This is a genomic window from Parvibaculum sp. (genome assembly GCF_049651025.1).
Lineage (GTDB): Bacteria > Pseudomonadota > Alphaproteobacteria > Parvibaculales > Parvibaculaceae > Parvibaculum.
This window is the reverse complement of the sequence record NZ_JBASBH010000111.1, coordinates 1-24,401: the sequence shown is the minus strand read 5'-3', so window position 1 is coordinate 24,401 and position 24,401 is coordinate 1. Positions and strand designations below refer to the sequence as shown.

22 protein-coding genes are annotated in these 24,401 nt (G+C 57.3%); 10 read left to right on the top strand and 12 right to left on the bottom strand.

All coding sequences use genetic code 11. The annotated features are described in order from the left end of the window. Positions 1–105: 105 nt before the first annotated feature. The 12 genes from WA943_RS14870 to WA943_RS14815 all read right to left on the bottom strand — a co-directional run bounded on the left by WA943_RS14870 (position 106) and on the right by WA943_RS14815 (position 14,526). Positions 106–1,320, bottom strand: coding sequence for an acyl-CoA dehydrogenase family protein (locus WA943_RS14870; RefSeq protein ID WP_424470676.1), 1,215 nt, complete (start codon positions 1,318–1,320; stop codon positions 106–108). Between the two features lie 59 nt (positions 1,321–1,379). After that, on the bottom strand, positions 1,380–2,480 hold the full coding sequence (locus WA943_RS14865; RefSeq protein ID WP_424470675.1) for a phosphotransferase family protein: 1,101 nt from the start codon (positions 2,478–2,480) through the stop codon (positions 1,380–1,382). Between the two features lie 44 nt (positions 2,481–2,524). Further along, a complete protein-coding gene (locus tag WA943_RS14860; RefSeq protein ID WP_424470674.1) occupies positions 2,525–4,792 on the bottom strand; it encodes a TonB-dependent receptor in 2,268 nt (755 codons plus the stop codon). A 518-nt stretch (positions 4,793–5,310) separates the two neighbouring features. Next, complete coding sequence (locus tag WA943_RS14855) at positions 5,311–6,300, bottom strand: NAD(P)H-dependent flavin oxidoreductase (RefSeq protein ID WP_424470673.1); 990 nt, start codon at positions 6,298–6,300, stop codon at positions 5,311–5,313. 20 nt (positions 6,301–6,320) lie between these two features. Next, entirely contained in the window at positions 6,321–7,235 is a 915-nt protein-coding gene (locus WA943_RS14850) for an SDR family oxidoreductase (protein WP_424470672.1), read from the bottom strand. A 51-nt stretch (positions 7,236–7,286) separates the two neighbouring features. Beyond that, a complete protein-coding gene (locus tag WA943_RS14845; RefSeq protein WP_424470692.1) occupies positions 7,287–8,861 on the bottom strand; it encodes an AMP-binding protein in 1,575 nt (524 codons plus the stop codon). Between the two features lie 96 nt (positions 8,862–8,957). Then, the gene (locus WA943_RS14840; RefSeq protein WP_424470671.1) at positions 8,958–9,980 is read right to left on the bottom strand and encodes an aldo/keto reductase; all 1,023 of its coding nucleotides are present in this window, start codon (positions 9,978–9,980) and stop codon (positions 8,958–8,960) included. A 288-nt stretch (positions 9,981–10,268) separates the two neighbouring features. Further along, on the bottom strand, positions 10,269–11,060 hold the full coding sequence (locus WA943_RS14835) for an IclR family transcriptional regulator (RefSeq protein WP_424470670.1): 792 nt from the start codon (positions 11,058–11,060) through the stop codon (positions 10,269–10,271). 73 nt (positions 11,061–11,133) lie between these two features. Continuing rightward, entirely contained in the window at positions 11,134–11,916 is a 783-nt protein-coding gene (locus WA943_RS14830) for an enoyl-CoA hydratase/isomerase family protein (protein ID WP_424470669.1), read from the bottom strand. Positions 11,917–11,941: 25 nt separating this feature from the next. Continuing rightward, positions 11,942–13,177 (bottom strand): acyl-CoA dehydrogenase family protein, encoded by a 1,236-nt coding sequence (locus WA943_RS14825; protein ID WP_424470668.1) that lies wholly within the window; start codon positions 13,175–13,177, stop codon positions 11,942–11,944. A gap of 4 nt (positions 13,178–13,181) precedes the next feature. Then, positions 13,182–14,087, bottom strand: a complete 906-nt coding sequence (locus WA943_RS14820) for an NAD(P)-dependent oxidoreductase (protein WP_424470667.1) — start codon at positions 14,085–14,087, stop codon at positions 13,182–13,184. 22 nt (positions 14,088–14,109) lie between these two features. Continuing rightward, positions 14,110–14,526 (bottom strand): carboxymuconolactone decarboxylase family protein, encoded by a 417-nt coding sequence (locus WA943_RS14815; RefSeq protein WP_424470666.1) that lies wholly within the window; start codon positions 14,524–14,526, stop codon positions 14,110–14,112. 117 nt (positions 14,527–14,643) lie between these two features. Here WA943_RS14815 and WA943_RS14810 point away from each other — a divergent pair, with 117 nt between their 5' ends. The 10 genes from WA943_RS14810 to WA943_RS14765 form a co-directional block, all read left to right on the top strand. Further along, positions 14,644–15,423, top strand: coding sequence for an SDR family NAD(P)-dependent oxidoreductase (locus WA943_RS14810; RefSeq protein WP_424470665.1), 780 nt, complete (start codon positions 14,644–14,646; stop codon positions 15,421–15,423). A gap of 34 nt (positions 15,424–15,457) precedes the next feature. Then, entirely contained in the window at positions 15,458–16,264 is an 807-nt protein-coding gene (locus tag WA943_RS14805) for an SDR family oxidoreductase (RefSeq protein ID WP_424470664.1), read from the top strand. Beyond that, the gene (locus tag WA943_RS14800; RefSeq protein ID WP_424470663.1) at positions 16,251–17,003 is read left to right on the top strand and encodes an SDR family NAD(P)-dependent oxidoreductase; all 753 of its coding nucleotides are present in this window, start codon (positions 16,251–16,253) and stop codon (positions 17,001–17,003) included. Before WA943_RS14805 ends, WA943_RS14800 begins: the two co-directional genes overlap by 14 nt. Further along, positions 17,000–18,166 carry an acyl-CoA dehydrogenase family protein gene (locus tag WA943_RS14795; protein WP_424470662.1) on the top strand — a complete coding sequence of 389 codons (1,167 nt, stop codon included), beginning with the start codon at positions 17,000–17,002 and terminating at the stop codon, positions 18,164–18,166. The genes WA943_RS14800 and WA943_RS14795 overlap by 4 nt, the downstream gene beginning before the upstream one ends. Before the next feature lie 18 nt (positions 18,167–18,184). Continuing rightward, positions 18,185–19,750 (top strand): class I adenylate-forming enzyme family protein, encoded by a 1,566-nt coding sequence (locus WA943_RS14790; RefSeq protein WP_424470661.1) that lies wholly within the window; start codon positions 18,185–18,187, stop codon positions 19,748–19,750. Beyond that, positions 19,680–20,546, top strand: coding sequence for an enoyl-CoA hydratase/isomerase family protein (locus tag WA943_RS14785; protein ID WP_424470660.1), 867 nt, complete (start codon positions 19,680–19,682; stop codon positions 20,544–20,546). The genes WA943_RS14790 and WA943_RS14785 overlap by 71 nt, the downstream gene beginning before the upstream one ends. A gap of 19 nt (positions 20,547–20,565) precedes the next feature. Next, positions 20,566–21,930, top strand: a complete 1,365-nt coding sequence (locus WA943_RS14780; protein WP_424470659.1) for an acyclic terpene utilization AtuA family protein — start codon at positions 20,566–20,568, stop codon at positions 21,928–21,930. A gap of 3 nt (positions 21,931–21,933) precedes the next feature. After that, the gene (locus tag WA943_RS14775; protein ID WP_424470658.1) at positions 21,934–22,257 is read left to right on the top strand and encodes an AtuA-related protein; all 324 of its coding nucleotides are present in this window, start codon (positions 21,934–21,936) and stop codon (positions 22,255–22,257) included. Then, entirely contained in the window at positions 22,257–23,447 is a 1,191-nt protein-coding gene (locus WA943_RS14770) for an acyl-CoA dehydrogenase family protein (RefSeq protein WP_424470657.1), read from the top strand. Before WA943_RS14775 ends, WA943_RS14770 begins: the two co-directional genes overlap by 1 nt. Before the next feature lie 105 nt (positions 23,448–23,552). Beyond that, positions 23,553–24,401: IclR family transcriptional regulator (locus tag WA943_RS14765; RefSeq protein ID WP_424470656.1), on the top strand; the 849-nt coding region annotated here is incomplete at its 3' end.

Sequence of the window (24,401 nt, the reverse complement as noted above, 5' to 3'; positions counted from 1 at the left end):
TAACAATCGGCCATAAAAAATCTTGCGGAAACTCCCTGAAAAGAGTTTCCGCAAGATTCATTTACGCACTCAACTACTTACTGCTACTCGCCAGCTGGTACTCAACTACAGGCGATGTTTTCTGAACTCCAAACGCGCAATGGTGCGGTTGTGGACCTCGTCAGGACCGTCCGCGATGCGCAGCGAACGCAACCCCTTGTAGCGCTTGGCAAGCCCCGCATCCGTCGTCACACCGGCGCCTCCAAAGGCCTGGATCGCGTCATCGATGATCTTGAGAGCCATGCGCGGCACGGCAACCTTGATCATCGAGATTTCCGCGCGCGCCACCTTATTGCCGACCGTGTCCATCATGTATGCGGCCTTGAGCGTCAACAGGCGCGCCATCTCGATATCGATGCGCGCATGAGCGATACGCTCCTCCCAGACAGACTGCTCGGAAAGCTTCTTCCCGAAGGCTTCGCGCGACAGCAGGCGCTTGCACATCTGCTCAAGCCCATATTCCGCGACGCCGATTGCGCGCATGCAATGGTGAATGCGACCCGGCCCAAGTCGTGCCTGCGAGATCTCAAAGCCACGCCCTTCGCCAAGCAGAAGATTACTTGCCGGCACTCGCACATTTTCGAGCCGCAATTCAGCATGCCCGTGAGGCGCATCGTCAAACCCGAACACAGGCAACATGCGCACGACCGTGAGCCCAGGCGAATCGGTCGGCACGAGGATCATCGACTGCTGACGATAAGGCTCGGCATCCGGGTCGGTCTTGCCCATAAGAATGCAGATCTTGGTGCGCGGATCACCCATGCCCGACGACCACCATTTGCGACCGTTGATGACATAATCGTCACCGTCGCGGACGATGCTCGTACGAATATTGGTGGCGTCGGAGGACGAAATATCCGGCTCTGTCATCAGGAAGGACGAACGGATTTCACCGTTGAGGAGCGGGGTCAGCCACTGCCTCTTGTGCTCCTCCGTGCCGAACCGGTCGATCACTTCCATGTTGCCCGTATCAGGCGCCGAGCAATTGAATATCTCGCTGGCAAAAGGAATGCGGCCCATGATCTCGGCAAGCGGCGCATACTCCAAATTGGTGAGGCCAGCGCCGTGATCGCTGTCGGGCAGGAACAGGTTCCAGAGGCCCGCCTCGCGCGCTTTGATTTTCAGTTGTTCGATGATGGGTGGGATTTTCTTCCAGCGATCGGCGCCGGCTTCTGCGACCTGCTGATCATAAAGATGAGCGTTTGGATACACATTCGCATCCATGAATGTTTTCAGCCGATCGATCAGCTCTTTTGTCTTGTCATTGTGCTCAAAATCCATCGACCTCTTCCCGCTTTCCGTTTTTGACTACAAATTTCTTTCAGCTCCACGATACAAGCCTATTTCCCTTCGATCAGGCGCCATGCATCTTCAGTCCGTGTCCGGCACATGGCGCCATAAGTGAGTGCAACTTCAGCGGCCGCATTGCCATCAAGCCCGCGCTTGTAAACGCCCTGCATGATGCAAGCGCCTTTGAACATCGCGTAGACAATGTAGAAGCGCCAATCGGCGATCCCGTCGCGCCCGGTGCGTCTGCAATAGGCCGAGATGTATTCTTGCTCACTCGGAATGCCGAGCGCCTGAATATCCATGCCGAAAAGGCTGCCGTCATGTGGATGTGCGGGCCGGTACATGCCGCAATTATGCGCAAGATCCGCCATTGGATGCCCAAGTGTACTGAGCTCCCAATCAAGCACACCAATCAGCTCCGGCTTGTCCTTGTGAAAGACAATATTCTGGATGCGATAATCGCCGTGAGCGATTGTCACCGTGCCGTCCTGCGGAATATTTTCAGGAAGCCACGCGATAAGGTTCTCCATCGCCTCGATCCTGTCCGTTTCCGAACCTCGATACTGCTTTGTCCAGCGGCGGATCTGACGCTCATAGAAGCCGGACGGCGGACCATAGTCGCCAAGACGGCAGGCTTCATAATCAACCTGATGCAATGCAGCGAGGCCCGCATTCATCGCATCGAAAAGCTTGCCACGCTCATCCACCGATACGCCCGGCACAGCCGGATCGGAGAAAATGCGGCCATCGAGAAACTCCATGATGAAGAACGGCGTCCCGATTACGGAGTCGTCCTCACATAGGGCATACATATGGGGCACAGGAACATCGGTTCCCTCCAATGCCTTCATCACACGATACTCACGTTCCACCTGATGAGCCGAGGGCAAAAGCTTGCCCGAGGGCTTCTTGCGCAGAACATAGCGACGATCGGCAGATTGGATGAGGAAAGTCGGGTTCGACTGCCCCCCGGAAAGGCGGCTAGCCTCGATGCCGCAGCCACTCAACTTCGGGCTGAAATCATCGACATTCGTCTGCATATAATCAGCGAGAAGACGCAGGTTCAATTCGTCCACCACAATGCCCTCTTCTCTCAAACCCACTTTTACAAACACGTGGAAAGCCAGATAGCGGACGACGGCGAAGGGCAAATCAGCCTCTTCGCCGTCGCTTGCGCTAACTGGATGCCTGCAGCTTAGAAGCTGATGCTGGTCCGCACACCGAGCGTACGCGGCTCGCCGTAGTAACCAATCCAGGTACCCGTCATGGACGGTGCGGCATAAGCAGACACACCGTAGGCCTTGTCGAGCAGGTTCTTGCCCCAAAGCTCAACCGTCCAGCCCTGCTCCTCATTGCGCAGGCCGATACGGCCGTTCACGAGACCATAAGCACCCTGCACCGAATTGGGCTCGAGGCTCTGCTCGAAGTAAACCATCGAGCGCCAGTTATATTCGCCACGTACAAAGACCGACAGCGGCGTGTCCTTGATCGGCATCGTGTATTGAGCCGATGCATCGAAGTTCCAGACCGGCGCATAGTGCAGGCGGCGTCCCGTCAGACTGCAAGGATTGGTCTTGCCGAAGGGGCAATTGCCATTCTCGAAGTCGTCATAACGCGTGTGGTTGTAGCCAAGGTTTGCCGTCAAATCGAAATTCTCGAACGGCGTTGCCTTGGATTCGATTTCCACGCCTTCGCTGGTGAACTGCTTGGCATTGGAGGTCACAAGCGAAGCCCCGTTGAAGGTCGACGCCTGGAAGTCGCTGAAGATGTTGCGGAAGAGTGCAACGTTGAGGTGAAGCCGGTTGTCGAACCATGCGGTTTTCGCACCGACTTCATAGTTGATCGATGTTTCTTCCTCGAATTCATAACGCGTGTCGAGCGCGGCAGCATTCGGGAAGCGGCCATTGTCGAAACCACCCGGCTTGAAGCCGCGCGATACCGACGCGTAGGTCATGATGTCGTCGTTCCACTGGTAGTTGGCGATGGCCGTCCAGGTGAGCTGCTTTTCCTTACGCTCGCGATACTGCATCGGAAAAGAGCCCCAGGCCGGAACAGTCGATATCTGGGCGATACCGCCAACCATCTTTTCACGCGTATAACGCAGACCACCCGTAAGGCCGAGCTGATCGGTCACATGATAGGTGAGCTGACCGAATACGGCATGAGACGTGTCCTCCATCGAGGCCAGGCGCGTCTGCGACTTGTTGGCGTTGGCTCCTACGACGTCGGCGCCATAGATATAGGGTCCAACTTCATTTGCCTGCCATTTGAAGAAGAACAGACCGCCCACATATTCAAACCGCTGACCGGTCGGCGAGGAAACACGCAATTCCTGACTGTACTGGTGGTGGGCCTGATCATAGGTGATATCGACGATAGCGAGGCTGGTGGAGTCCAGATCGCTCTGCGCCATCACCTTCCATGTGCGCATTCCCGACACCGAGGTCCATGTGTGGCCGGCCCAGTCAAGATTGGCTTCGATCGATAGACCGTTGCCCCACACCTTGTTGTAGTTCTCAGTATTGGCCGTGTTCACATGAGGCGGCGGCAGGACTTGGCCATAGGTGGTCGAGAAAGAAGTCCCCGGAACCGTCGCATAAGCATAGCCATTGCAGCATTTGGAATCTTCGCGGTTATGATCCGCGATAACGCTGATTTCGAGATTATCGGCCGGCTTCAGCAAGAGCTTGGCGCGCGCGCCCCACTTGTTCTGATTATCGATGTCGACATTGCGGAATGTGTTCTCACCGTAGCCATCACGCGTCGTACGAAACGCCGACAGACTGAAAGCAACCTTGTCTTCGACGATCGGACCCGTCACGCTCCCGCGGAAATCCATCAAACCGTAATTGCCGGTCGTGGCCTCTCCATACGTATGGTAGCCCTGCATATCCGGCTTCCGCGTGACGATGTTGATAAGGCCAGCGGCGGTATTCATTCCAAAGAGCGTACCTTGCGGACCACGCAGAACTTCAAGACGCTCAATGTCGAGAAGATCATTGGTGGCCATGCCGGTACGCGCCATGAAAATGCCGTCGACGAACATGCCGACGGACGACTGCTGGCCGATATTGTCCTGGCGCGAAGTGACGCCACGAATGGACACACGGGAAGTACGCGCGTCGCCGTTAGGAACGAAATAGACGTTCGGCGTGTATTGGCCGAGCGCGAAAAGATCCGTCACGCCGGCAGACTTGAGCATGTCGCCCGAAACGGCACTGACAGTAACCGGCACCTCTTGCAGGCTCTGTTCACGCCGCTGCGCGGACACGATGATTTCTTCGATTCCGCCCCTTGAGGCCTTCTTGGCGCCGCTGGCTGCGCCCCCCTCGGCAGGAGCTTCTCCCTCGGCCTCAAGCACTTTTTCTTCAGATTGCGGCGTGCCGTCTGCCGCGGGCTCAGCGGCCCGAAGCCCCGCGGTCGAGACGAAAGTCGACGCCAGAAAAACCGCACTCAACTTCATCAGTCGACAGAACTTACTGTTTCGATACTTCACCCTGCTTCTCCCCAATGCCAGGTACAAATTCCTCAGAACCGCAGCATTCGGACGACAAGGTCGTAACCCTAATGCAGCGCAAATCCGCTCCGTCCACAGGCATCGGTTTCCCGATCCTGCGCTTTGCAGACATTCAAAAATTGGATCGCGGCACCTTGGTGCCACCCCCACCCTTCCAGACGTCGGGGTGGGCCGTGCATGTCCCACCATCCGATGCCATGCATTCTATTTTCATTGAAAGCGGAATGTCAACAATATGAAATGATGTTCTGCATAGTGGAATTTACGACACAAAATATCTATTTCGAAAATATGCGGGGCACGCACGATATGGCCGTGCTCAAGCGTGACGCCAATCAAAAAAGAAAGGGGGATGACCAGTCATCCCCCTTCAAATCGTCAACTGCGATTACTGATATTGGCGCTCATATCGCCCCGTGAATTAAAGTCAGCAGACGACTGAAATGAGCCCATTACACAGTCGATCAGACTTTTTCTTTCACACGGGTGAGCTGTCCAAGGCGTTGGTGGATAAGGCCTTCAGCTTCCGACACGATGCGGTGCACCAGTTCCTGGACTGTCGGCACATCATGGATGAGGCCCTGCACCATGCCTGCTGTCCAGATACCGTGCTCGATATTCCCCTCTTGATAGACGACTCTTCCGCGCTGGCCTGAAACAAGGTGCTTCAGATCATGAATGGTCGCATTTCCTGCTTTTTCGATCGCAACCACTTCCTCACTGACGGAATTTTTCGCAACGCGATTCGTGTTCCTGAGAGTGCGGAAAATGAGCTGAGTCGCCTTCTCATCATTGGCAACGATCTGCTGCTTTATCTTCGGATGGATAGGCGCTTCGACCGTCGCCATAAAACGCGTGCCCATGTTGATTCCATCAGCGCCCAACGCCAGCGCTGCAACGAGGCCGCGCGCATCGCCAAATCCGCCCGATGCAATCATCGGAATCTTGATCACATCCGCCGTGGTCGGAATCAAAATTAGACCCGGGATATCTTCCTCTCCCGGATGCCCGGCGCATTCAAAGCCGTCGATCGAAATGGCGGCGGCACCAAGCGATTCCGCTTTTTTCGCATGCCGAATGGAGGTGCATTTGTGAATGACTTTGATGCCGTGTCTGTTGAACTCGGCAATGTGCCTGTCAGGATTGTTACCTGCCGTCTCAACGATCTTGACGCCGGACTCGATAATGGCCTGACGATATTCATCATAGGGCGGCGGAACAAGCGCCGGCAGGAAAGTCAGGTTCACGCCAAAAGGCTTGTCCGTCATCTCGCGGCAACGCGCAATTTCTGTCAACAACGCTTCGGGTGTCGGCTGAGTGAGGCCGGTCAAAAAGCCGAGCGCTCCCGCATTTGCAACCGCAGAAACAAGTTCGGCCCGGCCGATCCACTGCATGCCACCCTGAACGATCGGGTGCTCAATGCCGAAGGTTTCGGTAAAACGTGTACTAATCATTTGTGCTCTCCGACACTAGGTTATTCAACTGGCAGAAGCGATTCAGGCGCTGCGGCGCCTGCAATCAGATCGTCGACAACCGGCCGCAACGCTGCCGGGTCGAAGCGCGTGTCCTGCTTCACGCGCGGACCACGCCGCCAGTTTTCATAAAGACAGAGCTGGCCGCGGTTTGATTCAAAGACCCGGCCCGTCACATGCTGCGCCTCGGTGCTACCGAGCCAGACAACGATAGGCGCTACGTTATCTGGGTCGCGCGGATCGAAAGCCGCATCAGGCGGAGGGGCGGATGCCTGGGTGCTCGCGAGATTTTCGGTCATGCGCGTGCGAGCGCCTGGCGAAATGGCATTTACGGTAACGCCATAGCGCGCAAGCTCGTTTGCGGCATTGATGGTGAGAGATGCAATACCGGCTTTAGCCGCGGCGTAATTCGTCTGACCATTTGTTCCAAAAAGGCCGGATACGGATGTCGTGTTGATGATGGCAGCGTTGTTTGCATGGCCATCTTTCGAACGCGCGCGCCAGTAGGAGGCGGCGATGCGCGATGTGCAGAATGTACCGCGCAGGTGCACCTTGATAACGGCGTCCCACTCCTCCAGCGTCATATTGACCAGCATGCGGTCGCGCAAGATGCCGGCATTGTTGACGAGAACGTCGAGCCCGCCAAAAGTACCTATCGCTGCGTCTATAATACGTTTGGCGCCATCCCATTCGGATACGTCATCGCCATTGGCGATCGCTTGGCCGCCCAATGCCAAAATCTCATTGACGACGTCCTGAGCCGGACCGATGGAGTTACCCTCGCCATCCGACTGCGTGCCCAGATCGTTCACAACGACCTTCGCGCCTTGTCTGGCAAACTCGATCGCCTCGCCTCGTCCGATACCGCGCCCGGCTCCGGTCACAATCACGACGCGGCCTTCGCACAATTTTCTCACAACTGCTTCCCCTATCTTTCAAAACACGACAGCCCAAAACATAAAGCTTGATCAGATTTTTTTTGCCCGCCCCTCCCAGTAAGGTTCGCGAACCTGCCGCCGGAGAATCTTCCCCGTGGGCAAACGCGGCAAGGCGTCCGAGGCAAAATCAATGGAACGAGGACATTTGTAGGTGGGCAGATTGGCGCGGGCGAAGCCGAGAATTGCAGCCGCCGTCTCTTCGGTTGCGGCATATCCGCTGTTGAGGTTGACGACAGACTTGACCTCTTCGCCCCATTCTTCATTCGGAATGCCGATCGTGCAGACCTCGGCAACAGCCGGGTGCTGCAACAACACCGAATCCGTTTCCTGCGGATAGATATTTACGCCACCGGAAATGATCAGCTCGGCGCTGCGCCCCGTCAGAAAATAGTAGCCGTCCTCATCGACGTAACCCATGTCGCCCATAGTGAAGAAATCGCCGCGATAGCTTTCAGCGGTCTTCTCTTCGGCTTTGAAATAGGAAAAACGACCAGTCGCCGGGGCTTTGAAATAGATCGTCCCCGTTTCACCCTGAGGCACCTCATCGCCGTTTTCGTCAACGAGCCTGACGACCGTCCCTTCGGTTGCGCGACCGACACTTCCGGGCTTCTTCAGCCATTCTTCGGGATAGATAAATGTGCCGCCGCCTTCAGTGCCCGCGTAATACTCATAGAGGCACGGCCCCAACCATTCGATCATGGCCTGCTTGGCATGTGCGGGGCATGGCGCGGCACCATGCAGGATCCAGCGCAACGTCGACAGGTCGTAACTCTCTCTCACCGGCTCCGGCAGTTGGAGCAGCCGATGGAACATCGTCGGCACCATATGCGTATGGGTGATGCCGTGTCTTGCGACCAGACGCAGAGTTTCCTCGGCATCCCACTTTGTCATCAGCACAACGCCAACGCCCGAAAGCAGGGGGATCGTGAGATTAAGATTCATCGGCGCCGAATGATAAAGCGGGCCGGTGACGAGCACGAGATCGCTTTCGGGCTTGAACGCAGCAGAGCGCTTCGTCATCTCTTCGGTCATGGACGGCGGCGGCCGTTCCCGCCGATAGACGCCTTTCGGACGGCCGGTGGTACCAGACGTGTAAAGCATCACCTGACCGCGAGACGTATCTTCGAGCGGCGCGCCATCTTGTTCGACAATCACCGTTTCATAGTCCTCGTAGCCGTCGAGAACTCCGTCGATTGCGACATATGCCAGAATGTCTGGGCGATTCTTCAGCGCTTCCTTTGCGACATCGACGAACCTGGCTTCAATGAAGACGGCCCGCGCTTCGCAATCGTCGATGATGTAACAAGCCTCGTCCGGCGTCAGGTGCCAGTTGACCGGCGTGAACCTGAAGCCCGCCTGAAGGCTGGCATGCAAGACCTCGACGAACTCCGGGCGATTGGAGCAGAAGATCGCGACGCCATCGCCGGGTTTGATTCCACGCGCCCGCAATGCCCGCACTATCCGGTTGCAGTTTTCTGCCAGCTCGCCAAAGCTACGGCGACCATGCTCCGATTCAATAGCCAAACGTGCGGGAGCCAGAGAGGCTTGAAAGGCAAGCAAGCCCCCTCGCTCAGCGGCTTCCTTTTTTTGTTCGTCAATGGACATCGCCATCGTCTGGGTCATTTCCTGCCTCACTTGCTGCTCCCCGCTTGAGAACGCACCTTCGGCGCGCGAACCTGCCGAGATATTTTTGTTACGCGTTTAAAATTGTGGCTGACGCCCCATCACCGGATAGAGCGGATCGGTGTAGCCTGGCGTCGAGGGATGACCCGCTGCAACCAACCCGTCGATCAGCGCCTCGTCTTGCTCAGTCCACTGATGCTTCAGGCTATCAAGACAATCGATCCATTGTTCGGCATTGCGCGGACCCGAAACTACGGCCGAAACGGCCTTGTTCGCCAAGACCCAAAGATACGCATATTGCGAAGCTGTCATCCCGCGCGCCGCGGCATGCTCTTTCACCTTTTGGGCGATCTCCAGAGATTCGTCGCGCCATTCCGTCTGATAGAGACGCATCGCCTTGCCGGCTGCCGCATGACGCGCCGCCCGGCTGTCGGGATCGGGCGCAGCGCCTTTCACGTATTTCCCCGTCAGAACGCCGCGCGCAAGCGTGCTGTAAGCAGCTACGCCGACGCCATAAAACTGGCAGGCTGGAAGCACTTCGATTTCCGGCATGCGGTTGAGCGCATTGTAATAGGGCTGCGCGATAACCGGGCGCGCGACGCCGAGCCTGTCCGCCTCCCGAATAAGCTCTGCGATCCGCCAACCGCGAAAATTGCTGAGGCCGTAGCCCCGAATTTTTCCGGCTTCCAGAAGGCGCCCAAGCCCGGTGACTGTGTCCTCAAGCGGTGTATCGGGATCGTCTATGTGCAGGTAAAGAATATCGACATAGTCGGAGCGCAAGCGCCTCAGACTCTCCTCAAGCGCCTCCCTCAAGACGCGCTCGCTGGTACCTTCGGAACGGCCTGACGCGTCAACCCGCTGTCCCGCTTTCGTAGCGACAATCCAGCGTTCTCGCGCCGATCCGAGCAAATTGCCGATCATGCGCTCAGCCTCACCGTCGACGTAATTATTGCCGGTATCGAGCACGTTGACACCGGCCGCTTCGCCAATTTCGAGCAGATGCCGCGCCTCTGCTTCACCGGTTGCCGCACCCCAGAAGCTCGTGCCGAGAAAAATGCGCGAGAGCTGTGTCGTCCCCAATCCGAGCGATACGAATTGCATTTGCAAGATCACTCCCCCATGAGCAATTCGCCAATTGCTGACGAGGCAAATTGCTGCCTCTCCTTCTTCTCTACAGATCGAAATAAGCGTCGTCAAGTTTTTGAAATGAAATTCCGCTTAGCGAAATTATTGGGATGAAAACAAGACCACCCGACGGCAAAAGGCCGCTCAGAGTGCTTGTTGATGCGGAGCTTTGCAAAATGAAAAACGCGTCGATAACCGCGCACCGGTACGGTGCGTGGATCATCGCAGAAGAAGGGAAATGAAGTTTCTGGAACCGGCCCGGTATCAGTCGCCCTGAAATGTCTTTTTCCGGCGGCGAAGCTCGATCAATATTTCGTTCGAGGCTGCAACAAGGGCGGGACCGATGACATCCAACAGCACGCCCCGCGTCACACGCCTGGCCGGCACGCTGCAATTTAGCAAAAGGAGAGTGTCTTTCGGTGCGAGCTGCAATGGAACACTGACCGACACGACACCCGTGCGCCACTCATCCACAAAAACACTGAAACCGTCCTTACGCGCCTCATTAAGACCGTCACGGATACTTTTTACAATTTGTGCCCCGTCCGGCAGGCTTTGCTTCAGCTCCTGCAACTCGTTCTTCAGCTCATCGGGTTGCAGGAAGGCAAAATAGGTTCGTCCCATGGACGATGTGGCAAGCGGTACCTTGGATCCGATGGGCAACTGAATCTGAGCTGCACGCGGGCTGGCCACGCTCTCGATCAGCAGCGCAGAGTCGCGCTCTCGTACCGCCAAATCTATGGTCGCATCATGCGTATCAGCCAAACGTGCCATGATGGGGCGAGCGACCGCACAAACGTCAAGGCTGCTCAACAGCGCGCGCCCGATACCGAAAACCTTGTATCCAAGCTGATAGCGCTGTTCGCTCTCTGCGCGGATCAAATATTCCTCGCGCATTAAAGTATAGACCAGGCGGGAAACTGTGGCCTTGGGCAGTGCTGTCGCTTCGGCTATTTGCTGAATGCCGAGCGCTCCTTCCGCCTCGCCGAAAGCCCGCAGAATATGAAGGCCGCGGCTTAGAGAAACAACACCCTCCTGATCTCCGGTCTTGCTCATTCCGACTCCATTCGCCCGCGCAGAGTGCATTTGATAGGCTCATCCGCGATTTATCGCAAGGTACGGGTATATTTCACCTACCGCTCCATCGAGGCTTCCGCCCTTCCTTGAACGCAAGCATGCCTTCCTGTGCATCGTCGCTCTCATACACAGAGCGGTGAATGCTTGCAGCCTCAGCAACACCCGCATCGCATCCCAGACTGACAGCCGTCATCATGCTTTTCTTCGCGGCCATAACCGAAAGCGGCGCATTGTCGCGGATGGTTGTCGCGAGCTTTTCAGCTCTCGCTATGACTGCGTCCACATCCGCCTCGACATAATTGACAAAGCCGACCGCCTGAAGCCGGTCGATCTCAACGGTTTCACCCGTCAGCACCATCTCCATCAGCATGGGTTGCGGCATCATCCAGAGAAGCGGGACAGCCCAAGGCGATCCGCGCCCGACTTTCGCCTCGGTGATTCCGCCACGCGTATTCGCAAGGCCAATTCGAATATCCGAATTCAAACTCAGCATCATCCCGCCGGCAGAAAAGTGGCCGGTCATCGCGGCGATGATGGGTTTGGTGACGCTTCGCATGCGCTGATGAAAGGGATCACGAATCAGGGTCAACACATCGACACCCTGCGCCTGTTTGATATCGGCAGCCTCTTTAAGATCCATACCGGCACAAAACGTGCCGCAAGGCGCGGCCGTCAGTATGACGGTCTTCACACGCGGGTCGGTGTCCACCTCATCCCACAGCTCAAAAAGACGATTGCAGCCGGCAACCGACAGTGCGTTACGACGGGCGGGACGATTGAGCGTGATCTTCGCTACGCCGTCCATCACTTCATACTCAATTCCGGCTTCTTCCATTCTCATTTCTCCGGCTGGCGTCGTCTTATTTCTTGCCGTTCTTCAATTCGTTGAAGGGCGCGGTCTTGTCCACGCGAATATCTGCGGGCATACCCAACACCTGCTCTGCGATAATATTGCGGAGGATTTCATCCGTTCCGCCCGCGATGCGACTACCGGGTGCCCAGAAATAGGATTCGAGAAACCGCTCTTTGTCCGCAAGCATGGCGGGCTCGTCGAGGATGCCGCCCTGCTCCATGAGGTCCATGGCAAAGCTCGCAATATCCTGCGTACGCTTGGGTCGCGTTGCCGTGATGACCGACACTTCCGCGCCCAGTTTCTCGCCTGCGGACAGCTTCGACAGCATTCGATAGGCGAAATACTGCGTGCCTCGGCTTTCGCAATACCACTCAGCGAGCTTTGCCCGCACCGCGTTGTTCTTGATGGGCGCATCGTCATCTGTGCCAAGCGACGCAACAAAATTGAAAAGGTCATCGAAGTCGACGCCCCGCGCTTCGCCCGCTTCAAAGCGCTCGTTGGTCAACGTCGTCATCGCGACCGACCAGCCTTTGCCGACTTCGCCGAGCCGTTGAGCATCCGGTATGCGCACATCGGTGAGAAACACTTCATTGAAGTTCGATGTTCCGGACATCTGGCGGATGGGCCGAATTTCGATGCCGGGCGATCTCATATCGACGAAGAAAAAAGTAAGCCCCTTATGCTTGGGCACAGTCGGGTCGCTACGCGTGAGCAGAATCGCGTAATCGCTGTAATGCGCGCCCGACGTCCAAACCTTCTGCCCGTTGACGATCCAGTCGTCGCCATCGCGCACCGATCTCGTACGCAAGCCGGCGAGGTCCGAACCCGCTCCCGGCTCACTAAAAAGTTGGCACCAGATTTCGTCGCCATTGGCGATCTTCGGCAGAAAGCGACGTCTCTGCTCTTCGCTCATATGCTGCATCAGAACCGGCGCGCAGGTATTCTGCCCGATCGTAAAAATCGCGTCGGCATCGACGAACCTGGCTTCTTCCTGCGTCCATATTATGCGCTCGATAGGGGACGCGCCACGACCGCCATATTCGGGCGCCCAATGAAGGCACGCCCAGCCCGCCGATGCTTTTTTCGCCATCCACTCGCGGCCTTCACGCAGCGCCCTTTGAAGATCCTTGATCTTCGCTGCGTCGCTGCCGCCCATATCGCGGCGTGGCGGCGCATTTTTCTCCAACCAACTACGCGCTTCGGTGCGGAATGCGGCCTCTTGCGGCGAATCCTGAAAGTGCAATCTGTTACTCCTCGCCCGCCGACCGGCTTCCCAGACCGGCGAGCTCTTCCAGATAGAGAAAGAGACTTGTGAAATCTTGCGTGCCGCGACCCGCACGTTCCGCGTCGGCCCACAAAGCTTTGACGCTGGCCGCCACAGACATCGGCATGCCGATCTCGCGCGCCGCTTCCATGCCAAGCGCAACATCTTTCGCGACAATGCTCAGATGTGCACCGTAATCGAATGTGCGCGGTAGAATGGCCTTCGGAAACTTGTCTTCTGTAGCGCTGTTGCGGCCGGTGCTGGCATTGATCACGCTGATCATCATCGACGGATCGAGACCCGCCTTCATGCCCATAACGACCGCTTCGCATGCAATGGCGACGTTGGTTGCGCCGATCAAATTGTTGACGAGTTTCATGACCTGCGCCTGACCGACACTGCCGCCAACCCTGAAGAGTCGATCGACCATGATCGCGAGACAGCCGCTCGCGTGCGCCACAACATCGTCCTTGCCAGACAACATCCCCGATAGTTTGCCCAGCGCCGCACCCGCCGGACCGCCGCTCACCGGGCAATCCAACATGTCGATAGATTTTTGCGCCAGACCATCCGCGATCCTGCGTATCGACGCCATGCCGATGGTCGACGTCTCGACATATGTCTGGATTTTCGCGCCATGAACGATGCCGTCAGCGCCCAAAGCTACGGCTTCGCTTGCTGCTGAAGATGACAGGCTGGCGAAAACAACATCCGCATTCGAGGCAACTTCCGCGGGTGTTGCGCAGACATGGGCACCGCTACGCCGAAAGGGCTCGGTCAGTTCGGAACGCAGGTCGCACACATAAAGCGCATCAACTGCACCGAGAAAACGATGCGCCATCGGCGCGCCCATCGCACCAAGACCGATGAAGCCAACAGCGCGTAGCATTCGACCAGAAGGCAACATATCGCTACCGCCCATCTGAAACGCTCAGATTATCCGCCGTGATTCCAAGCTCCTTCAAACACTTCTTGGCAATGCGGAAGCACGCCGCGCCCGTCGGGGCACCGCAGTAAAATGTAAGGTGCATCAACAGTTCTCGTAGCTCAGTCGGGGTAACGCGCACACGCTCTACGGCATTGCGCAGATGCATCTCAAACTCTTCATCGCGCCCCTGCGCAGCAAGAACGGCAAGCGTCACAAGAATGAGTTGATGCTTCGACAGCGTTTCGCCCGACCAGGTTCCGCCCCACACAGTCCCGATCGTGAAATCGCGGAAGGGTTCATCGAAGGCGTCCTGCTCCACAGCGATCCGATCCAGATACGCAGGATCGAATACCTGTCGCCGAGCGGCTAACCCACGGCTGTGGCGATTGTCATTTGGCATTTGCTGCGTTCCGTCAGTTCTCGTTGAAAGCCATTTGACGACATGCCGCAAACTGTGTCAAACATTATGAAAGTGAATTCCGCATATTGAAATTATTGAAATGAGCGAGCAGAAGCTATGACCACCCTGAGCGGGAAAATTGCACTGATTACAGGCGGTGGAGCGGGCATCGGCGCTGCGACGGCAAGACGCTTCGTCGCCGAGGGCGCCCGTGTCGTCATTACTGATATCAATGACGAGGATGGCAATCGCGTCGCCAAGGAGATCGGTGAGAACTGCCGTTTCATTCATGCGGACCATCGCATTCGCGCTCACAACGACGACGCGGTTCGGCTCGCAGTTGAAACCTGGGGTGAACTGAACATTCTTTTCAACAATGCCGGCACGCCGTTGCGCGGCAAATTTGACGATATCGACGATCAGACAATCGAGCGCCTGCTCAGCATCAACATCGCCGGGCCTATTCGGATGACACAGGCGGCCCTGCCTGCACTTCGCGAAAGCGCAAAAAGGCGACAGGGCGCAATCCTCTTCACGGCCTCGATCCAGTCGCTGATGGTTCGCCCGCACTACACGCTCTATGGCGCAACAAAGCACGGTATTGCAGGGCTTTTGAGCAGCCTGGCGCTTGAGCTCGCAACCGAAAATATACGCGTGAACGGTGTCGGGCCCGGCCCGGTCAACACGCAGCTCCTGCGTACCAGCGTCGCCGTCGCAGCCAAGACACACAACATCAACATGGACGCCGCCTACGAAATGTTCAAAGGCAACGTCCCGATGCGCCAGCTCATCGAACCGGAAGATATCGCCAACGCGGCGAGTTTCCTTTGCTCGGACGCGGCACGCCTCATTACCGGCGTTGTGCTGCCCGTCGATGGCGGCATCTGCGCGCGCTGACTTTCAAGCCACGCCAATTGAAGAGAAGGCCTCCATGATCGGCGACGAATTCAAAGACAAAACAATCATTATCACTGGCGGAGGGACCGGCATCGGTCGCTCTTTTGCGGCGCATTTTGCAGCACGCGGAGCGACTGTCGTCCTCGCGGCACGCCAGCAGGATCGACTCGAAGCAACCGCCAAAAAAATTCGCGACAACGGCGGCAAGGCGATCCCGGTGGAGCTCGACATCCGCAAACCCGGCATGGTCGATGACGTCATGGACCGTGTTCTGGATGAGACGGGCCGCATAGACGTGATGATCAATAATGCTGCGGGCAATTTCATCGCGCGTGCCGAAGACCTGACACCTAACGGCTGGAACGCGGTCATCAATATCGTGCTCAACGGCTCGGCCTACTGCGCGCTTGCCGCCGGCAAACGCATGCTGAAGCAGGGCTCGGGCAAAATTATGAGCGTCGTTGCAAGCTATGCCTGGATGGGCGGCCCCGGAACAGTTCACTCGGCCGCCGCCAAAGCCGGCGTCATCGCAATGACCAAGACACTCGCCGTCGAATGGGGCCCCCGCAATATCCAGGTCAATTGCCTCTGCCCCGGATTTGTCGACACCGAACAATCGCGTTCTGTCCTCTGGCCCACCAAGGAAGCGCAAGACCATCTTCTTGCACGCATTCCCGCCGGGCGCTTCGGAACGATCGAGGAAACCGTCGGCGCCGGCGCATTTCTCTGCTCTCCCGCCGCCGACTACATCAACGGCGAGGTGCTCACCATCGATGGCGGTGAATGGCTCAACAAAGGAGCCTTCATTCTGCCGGAAGGGGACAGACATGCCGCTGGCTGACACCAGAGGAGCCTTGGTCACAGGCGCGAGCCGAAATATCGGCCGCGCCGTCGCTATTGCGCTCGCGCGCGAGGGCTATGGCGTCGCCTGCTTCGGCCGCGATCGGGCGGCGCTGGATGAAACCGTCGAAATCATCCGCAATGAGGGCGGCACCGCCAGCGTTCACGTCGGCGATATTGTCTGTGAAAAGACTTTGGCAACCTACGTCGACGAAGCGACCTCCATCCACGGCTCGATAGATGTTCTCATCAACAATGCCGGCATTATGCAGGAGACGTTGGTAGCAGACACGCCACCGGAAACGTTCCAGCACGTCCTTGATGTAAATGTCGTCTCTGCCTATGCGCTTTCTCGTCTCGCTTATCCCTGGCTGCGCAAGCGTGGCGGAACGATCGTCAACATGGGCTCGATGTTCGCATCAGTCGGCGTCGCCTCGACATCGGCTTACTCGGCGTCGAAGGCGGGCCTCGAAGGACTGACACGCGCACTCGCTGCCGAGTGGGCGCGAGATCGCATTCGTGTGCTGATCGTCGCCCCCGGCTACGTCCGCACAGAAATCTCGGCTGCAGTTCTTCAAGACCCGGCGATGGAGAAACGCCTTCTCTCTCGCATACCCCTTCGTCGGGTGGCCGAGCCCGAAGAGGTCGGCAAATTCGTCGCCTTTCTAGCGTCCGACCAGGCCTCCTTCGCGACAGGAGAAGTCTATCGCCTTGATGGCGGACAAAGGATGTCCATATGAACGATCTTCCGGATGAACCAAGGCAAGATTTCTGGCTGGAGCCGGAACATGTCGAGCTTCAACATCACTTCCGCCGTTTTGTCACCGACAAGCTTTCCGACATCGCGGCCAAGGCCGAAAAGGAAAAGCGTTTCGCGCGCGAAGCCTTCGGTATTTTGCGCGATGCTGGCTACCTTGCCATCAACTACCCCGAAGAAGTCGGCGGTGGCGGTGGCGACCTGCTGAGCGCATGCATCTACTACGAGGAATTGACGCGCGCATCCGCCGGCCTTTCTTCCGGGCTTTTTGCGCATCAGCATCTTGGCTGCGGACCCATCTTCAAATTCGGGACGGCTGAACAGAAGGAAGAATTCCTCCTGCCCGGCCTGCGCGGCGAGAAAATCGGTGCCTTCGGCCTCACTGAGCCCGACGCGGGCAGCGATATTCGCGGCATAAAGACTTGGGCCAAAGCCGACGGCGATGACTATGTGCTGAAAGGCAGCAAGCTCTATATCACCAATGGAGCAATTGCTGATTTTGTACTCGTCGCGGCGCGCACTGGTACAGGACGCAGTTCCGATAGCATTACGATGTTCGTCGTCAGGTCCAGCACGAAGGGCTTTGAAGCACGCGAACTCGACAAGCTCGGCAACTACTCTGTCTCAACCGCCTTCATCACCCTCGATGACGTCCGTGTGCACAAATCGAGCATTCTCGGCGAGTTCGGACGTGGCCTGGCACAGCTCAAGGCCACGCTGACCGACGGGCGTATTCTCGTCGCCAATCGCGGTCTCGGTCTCGCCCAGCTCGCCGTCGATCTTACAGTCCAGTATGCGCAGGATCGCAAGGCCTTCGGCCAACCGATAGGCAAGTTCCAGGGTGTTGCATTCCGTATCGCAGAACTTGCAACGCAGGTCGACGCGGCGCGCATGATGATTTACCGCGCCGCACGTTTGCGGATGGCAGGCAAAGACTGCGCACGCGAAGCCTCTATGGCCAAGCTCAGCTCCAGCAAGGCAGCCATGGACGCCTGTACGTCCGGCCTGCTTCTGCATGGAGGCGCCGGCTACATGAACGAAATGAAAATCGCAGAACTTTACCGCGACGCACCGGAAGCCTGGATTGGTGAGGGCACCAATGAAATCCAGAAGCTGGTGATCGCGCGCACAATGGGACTCGCCTGATACATGCCTCCAGCGCAATTGATTCACAACGCATTCGAAAAAACCGCGGAGAAATATCCGACGGGCATTCACCTCATTCTTGAAGACGGTGTTTTCGTCGAATATCGCGAGACGATCTCACGATCGTTGAAGCTCGCCAACTGGTTGCGTGATCGTGGCATCCGCACCGGCGATCGCGTCGTCGCCTTGCTTGGCAACGGACGCGAGCTCTACGAGCTTTATCTCGCCTGCTCCTATCTGAATGCCATCGCAGTGCCCGTCAATACGCAGCTCGCGCCGCGAGAATGCGCTGACCTCATTGCCGACTGCTCTCCCGCGGGCATCGTCGCAGAAGCACTCTTCTGCGAGAAAGTGCCTTCGGCCCAGATTGACAACTCCATCGCCGTAAAACTGGTGACACGAGGCAGCTTTCCGGGTTGGGAGCCGTTTGAAGAAGCGCTCGCAGAAGCATCCGAAGAGGCAATCGCGACGAACGCTTCAGGTACAAGCGCTGCGCTCATTCTCTACACGTCGGGAACGACAGGTCGGCCGAAGGGCATTGTACTCAGCCATCAGGCTCTCCTGCGCAACGCCACCAAATGCCGCGCAATTCTGCAGATTGGCCACGAAGATCGACTACTTGCAATGTTGCCCGGTTTTGCAAGCTTTGGTGTCAGCGTCGAGTTCCTGCAAACAGGCCTCGCCGGTGCAACAACTATAATATTGCGCAAGTTCGAAGCGCTGGAAGCGGCGCGCCTCATCGAACGCTACAAGGTGACATTCCTCGCCGGTGTGCCGACCATGTTCTCTCGCCTGTTCGAGCCGGATATCAGTGCACATCACAACATGAAGAGCCTCCGCCTTATCGACGTCGGCGGCGGCCCGGTCTCATTGCAGTTGAAGCATGATCTGCGTCACCTGCACGGCATCGAGACCGTCGAAAGCTACGGGCTTACCGAGATTTCGCCCACCGCAAGCATTCAGCGCCCGGGCGAACAGAACCCCGAAGGCTCGTGTGGAAAACCACTCGACGGATTCAAGGTTGAAGCACGCAATCCGAAAGGGAAACCGGTCGCTCCCGGAAAGCCCGGCGAGCTGTTTTTCAAGGCCAATACCTTGATGCTTGGCTATTGGCGCCAGATCGAAACGACCAAAGAAACGATCAACGGCGGCTGGTTGCGCACTGGCGACATCGGCAAGGTCGACAAGCGGGGCAACATCTACATTCTCGACCGCGCCAAAGACATGATCGTGACCAACGGTTTCAATGTCTATCCCAAGGAAATCGAGAATGTCATCGATGAACTCGATGACGTACTTCTGACCGCCGCCATTGGCGTTCCCGACGAGATCAGCGGCGAGAAAATATGCGCCTTCGTGCAAACGAACGGTCCGAGCGATCTCACTGAGGAAAGCGTCATCAAGCATTGCAAACAAAGGCTCGCGCCTTTCAAGGTGCCGCGCTGCATTTTCTTTGTGACGGATCTTCCACTCACTGCTTCGGGAAAAATCAGGCGCGTCGTGCTCCGCAACGATGCTGCCGCGCGCCTCAAGGCAGAGAAGACCGAATCCATCCGCCAGAAACTCAAACCAGTCGCAAGATAGACCCATGTCCGAGCCAAAGATCAAGCTGCATTATGAAGGCTCCCTTGCCTTCATTACCCTCAATCAACCCAAACGACGCAATCCGCTCGGGCTCGAATTCAGCGATGCGATGCTGGATATCCTGAACGAAATCAATCGCAACCGTTCTGTGGATTGTGTGATCCTGACAGGTGCAGGACGCGTGTTCTGCGGCGGCGGCGACCTCGCCGAAATCATGAGCACAGGCGAGACCGATCAGGAAAAGGAATTCACCCTGATCCGCGGGTATAACAAAGTAATCTCGGCTATTTATCACCTCGATCGCCCCGTCATCGCCGCCGTCAACGGCCCCGCCGTCGGCGGCGGCACATGCGTTGCGATGGCGTGCGATATCGCCATTGCAGCGCCCAGCGCGCGCTACGATTTTCTCTTTGGTCGCATCGGCCTTTCAAGCGCCGACATGGGAGCGACCTATCTGCTAAATCGGCTTGTTGGCCCGGTGCGCGCTTCGCATCTGATGCTGTCGGGCGCAAGCATTGACGCTGAACAAGGATTGAAGCTCGGCGTCTTCTCACAAATTTCCGCATCTGAAGACAAGCTTCTCGATGATGCGCGCGCCCTGGCCAATAAAATCTGTGAAGGCTCGCGCCGCGCCAGCACCATCACGAAGCTCTCTCTACGGCGAGCCCCGTCGATGGATTTCGACGCCTGCCTTGAATACGAGGCATATCTCCAAAGTTTTGCCTTCCGAACCGAAGGCCACAAGTCGCGGCTCTCCAAGATTCTCGAGCAACTCGCCGCCGCAAGACAACAATGACAGGCTACAGGAGGAGCGCATGACCAGAACGATCAGGCTCGGCTCGGGTTCGGGCTTTTGGGGAGATGCTCTCGATCCAGCCGAAGAATTGCTGGAGAAGGGCAAGCTCGACTATCTCTGCTTCGATTTTCTCGCCGAACTGACCATGGCGCTTTTGCAGCGTCAAAAGGTCAAGGATCCGACCAAGGGCTATGTTCCAGACGCTGTGGCCTATCTAGGCTCTCTGCTGAAGGTCGCGAAAGCTAACGGCACGCGCCTCATTACCAATGGCGGCGGCGCCAACCCTCGCGCGGCGGCACTGGCTCTCGCCTCTCTCGCAAAGGCGCAAGGATTGACGGGCCTCAAGATCGCGCTCGTTGAAGGCGACGATCTGATGCCAAAGCTCGATGCATTGATTGAAGCCGGCATTGACCTCGTCAATCTCGATACCGGCGAGACGAACCTCAAACCGATCCGCAATCGTATCGTCGCTGCAAATGCCTACACCGATTGCAGTGGCATCGTTGAAGCGCTGCAGAAGGGCGCAGACGTCGTCATTTGCGGGCGCGTTTCAGACAATGCGCTTTACGTTGGCCCTATCATGCATGAATTCGGATGGGAGCATGACGCCCGGCACGCTGACCTCGTAGCCGGCGCCATTACAGCCGGTCACGTCGTTGAATGCGCTGCCGCTTGCACCGGTGGAATGTCTTCGCGTTTTGCCGACATGCCGCATATGGGCCAGGCGGGCTTTCCCATTATCGAATATTGCGATGACGGTACTGCAACCATTACGAAGGTCTCCGGCAGCGGCGGACGCGTGGATGCGTTCACGGTCAAAGAACAGCTCGTATACGAAATCGCCGATCCCAAACGCTACATGATGCCGGACGGTATTGCCGACTTCACATCAGTGAAAATTGAAGATCAGGGCAATGATCGCGTGCGTTTGACCGGCATGCGCGGCCAGCCTCGCCCCGATACGTTCAAGACGATCATTGGCTATGACGACGGCTGGCTCGGCGAAGGCATTCTTTTCTTCCCGTGGCCTTATGCGCTAGAGCGCGCCCAGAAGGCGAAAGAGACAATGATCGAGCGTTTTTCACGCATGGGTCTCGTCGCTGAAGATATCCAGTTCGACTATGTCGGCATCAACATGCTGCACGGCCCCGCGGCGCCTGCCCCGAACCATGAGCTCAATGAAGTAGGGCTTCGCGTAGCGGTTAAAACGCAGACGCGGGACGATGCCGAAAAAGTACGCCGCGCATGTTCGCATCTCTGGATCATGGGTCCAGGCGGCACGTCATTCGGTACGCCACTAAAACCTCGTCCGCTGACCGCTTTGTGGCCGACCCTTGTACCACGTACCGAGATACGTCAATCGATCGAGATTATGGAGGTATGATCCATGACAAGATATCTGCGTGACATTGCCTATGTCCGTTCCGGCGACAAGGGAGACGTCTTCAACGTCGGGGTAATCGCAAAAACGCCTGCGGACTATCAGACGATACTGAAGACTGTAACACCCGCCGCCCTCAAAGAACTCTTCGGCGATTGGGCCAAGGGTACCATCACAGTCTATCCAATGGACAATATAGAAGCCGTATCCGTCGTCATGCGCGGCGGTCTGGGCGGCGGCGCGACGCGCACTCTTCGACTGGACCAGACAGGCAAGGCGCTCGGCAATGCCGTCCTGCGCCTTGTCATCACCGACGAGAATGCAGGCTGATGAACCTTTCCTACGGCAAAGACGACGAAGCATTTCGCGATGAAGTGAAAGACTTCCTCGCACGCGAATTGACTGCCGAAATGAAGGCCGCTACCGAGCGCCGCACAAGCGGCGACCCTGACCGTGACACGTCTCTGGCCTGGCTCCGCGCGCTCAATAGACAAGGCTGGGCTGCACCGCGCTGGCCGGTCGAATACGGCGGAACCGGCTGGACGACGACCCAGACCTACATCTTCGAAAGAGAGTCCGCGCTTGCAGGCGCGCCGCTCCTTTCGCCCTTTGGTATCCGCATGTGCGGGCCCGCCATCATGAAATTTGGCACGCCCGCGCAAAAGGATTTCTACCTGCCACGCATCCTCGACGGCACCGACTGGTGGTGTCAGGGCTACTCAGAGCCCAATTCCGGATCGGACCTCGCCTCGCTCCAGATGCGCGCAAAGAGCGAGAACGACCGATACATATTGAACGGCTCGAAAGTCTGGACGACGCATGCTCAATACGCAGATCGAATGTTCTGCCTTGTTCGCACCGCCCAGTCACAAAAGCCGCAGACTGGCATCACCTTTCTGCTCGTCGACATGCGGCAGAAGGGTGTTCAGGTAGAGCCCATCATAAAACTGTCGGGCGAACATATTCTCAACGCCGTCATATTCGATGACGTAACGGTACCGAAAACTGACCGACTGGGCAGTGAGAACGAAGGCTGGACGGTAGCCAAGTACCTTCTCGAATTCGAACGCGGCGGTTCTGCTCGCGCGCCCGCCCTTCGCTATGCACTCGACAAACTACGGCGCTTTGCAACGGACGCGCGAGACGCTGACGGCGCATCTCTTTTTCAAGACCGCATATTCCGCCAACGCTTCAATGCACTTGAGGCTGAACTCGACGCTGTGGAGATGACCGAATTCCGGATCATGGCGATGGTCGGAAGAGGCGAAGGTATTGGCCCCCGCGCCTCGCTGATGAAGACCACCAGTACCGAACTCACCCAGCGCATATCCGAACTCGCGATCGAGGCCGCAGCTTTCTGCATTACGGCTGCCGGCGAGTACAAGGACGGCTCAGTCGCCGTCACTAATGGTCGTCGTTTCATGGCGACGTATCTGAACGAACGCGCCGCATCGATTTATGGCGGGACCAACGAAATCCAGCGCAATATCATGGCGAAAATGATACTGGGCCTCAGCTAGCCCATCCGATAAACGCGTACTTTCTTTCCGCTTTTGCCCTCCCCGACTCATTTGACATCACATGCCCGTCGTTTCACTATGCGAAACAACGTTACGGTATGTCTTGTGATCGGCGAAAGCATGAAGACTAAAATGCCCTCCCGGAAAGAGCCCTCAGCGCCTCCCGCCGAGGCTTCAGCCGAACCGGCGAAGAAGAAAGTCAGCAGCGACCGTAATTTTGTGACTGCGCTTGCGCGCGGCCTTAACGTTCTCAGCTCCTACCGGAATGGCGACACGTGGCTTGGCAACTCCGAAATCGCCGAACGCACAGGCTTGCCTAAACCGACCGTGACCCGGCTGACCCAAACGCTCGCGACGCTTGGATATCTGCACACCTCGCCCCATCGTCGCCAATTCCGGCTCGGCACAGCGGTACTCACGCTCGGCTTTGCAGCCCTTTCTGAAGTCGACCTCATTCGCGTGGCACGCGCACACATGCAGACGCTTGCAAACGAATGCAATACCTACGTCTCCATGAGCACGCGCGAGAATCTGCATATGATCCACGTGGAGAGCGCGCGCACCAACCGTTCCATGGTTACGCTGCGCCTCGACATTGGTTCGCGGGTGCCCCTCGCAACCACATCATCGGGCAAGGCCTATCTGGCCTCAATTCCCAGCGGCGAGCGCCAGCAGATCATGGAACGTCTTGCCCAGAAATATGGCGACGACTGGAAACCCATTCGCGACAAAATACAAAAAGCGGCCGCCGAGATGAAAGAGCACGGATTTTGTGTCTCCACCGGCGGTTGGCAATCAGAGATAAACGCTGTTGCCACTACAGTCGTTATGCCAAGTGACGGACGCGTTTTCGCCGTCACCTGCGGCGGCCCTTCCAACCTGTTCACGGCCAAGCGCCTCGCGACCGAAGTCGGACCGAAGCTTCTGCTCGCCGCTCGCATGATCCAGGAAGAT

Excerpts from the sequence above, each read along its gene's own strand:
- WA943_RS14870 (WP_424470676.1), bottom strand. The coding sequence starts at position 1,320 with ATGGATTTTGAGCACAATGACAAGACAAAAGAGCTGATCGATCGGCTG.
- WA943_RS14860 (WP_424470674.1), bottom strand. The coding sequence starts at position 4,792 with ATGAAGTTGAGTGCGGTTTTTCTGGCGTCGACTTTCGTCTCGACCGCG.
- WA943_RS14855 (WP_424470673.1), bottom strand. The coding sequence starts at position 6,300 with ATGATTAGTACACGTTTTACCGAAACCTTCGGCATTGAGCACCCGATC.
- WA943_RS14845 (WP_424470692.1), bottom strand. The coding sequence starts at position 8,861 with ATGTCCATTGACGAACAAAAAAAGGAAGCCGCTGAGCGAGGGGGCTTG.
- WA943_RS14840 (WP_424470671.1), bottom strand. The coding sequence starts at position 9,980 with ATGCAATTCGTATCGCTCGGATTGGGGACGACACAGCTCTCGCGCATT.
- WA943_RS14835 (WP_424470670.1), bottom strand. The coding sequence starts at position 11,060 with ATGAGCAAGACCGGAGATCAGGAGGGTGTTGTTTCTCTAAGCCGCGGC.
- WA943_RS14830 (WP_424470669.1), bottom strand. The coding sequence starts at position 11,916 with ATGGAAGAAGCCGGAATTGAGTATGAAGTGATGGACGGCGTAGCGAAG.
- WA943_RS14820 (WP_424470667.1), bottom strand. The coding sequence starts at position 14,087 with ATGCTACGCGCTGTTGGCTTCATCGGTCTTGGTGCGATGGGCGCGCCG.
- WA943_RS14815 (WP_424470666.1), bottom strand. The coding sequence starts at position 14,526 with ATGCCAAATGACAATCGCCACAGCCGTGGGTTAGCCGCTCGGCGACAG.
- WA943_RS14810 (WP_424470665.1), top strand. The coding sequence starts at position 14,644 with ATGACCACCCTGAGCGGGAAAATTGCACTGATTACAGGCGGTGGAGCG.
- WA943_RS14805 (WP_424470664.1), top strand. The coding sequence starts at position 15,458 with ATGATCGGCGACGAATTCAAAGACAAAACAATCATTATCACTGGCGGA.
- WA943_RS14800 (WP_424470663.1), top strand. The coding sequence starts at position 16,251 with ATGCCGCTGGCTGACACCAGAGGAGCCTTGGTCACAGGCGCGAGCCGA.
- WA943_RS14795 (WP_424470662.1), top strand. The coding sequence starts at position 17,000 with ATGAACGATCTTCCGGATGAACCAAGGCAAGATTTCTGGCTGGAGCCG.
- WA943_RS14785 (WP_424470660.1), top strand. The coding sequence starts at position 19,680 with ATGCTGCCGCGCGCCTCAAGGCAGAGAAGACCGAATCCATCCGCCAGA.
- WA943_RS14780 (WP_424470659.1), top strand. The coding sequence starts at position 20,566 with ATGACCAGAACGATCAGGCTCGGCTCGGGTTCGGGCTTTTGGGGAGAT.
- WA943_RS14775 (WP_424470658.1), top strand. The coding sequence starts at position 21,934 with ATGACAAGATATCTGCGTGACATTGCCTATGTCCGTTCCGGCGACAAG.
- WA943_RS14770 (WP_424470657.1), top strand. The coding sequence starts at position 22,257 with ATGAACCTTTCCTACGGCAAAGACGACGAAGCATTTCGCGATGAAGTG.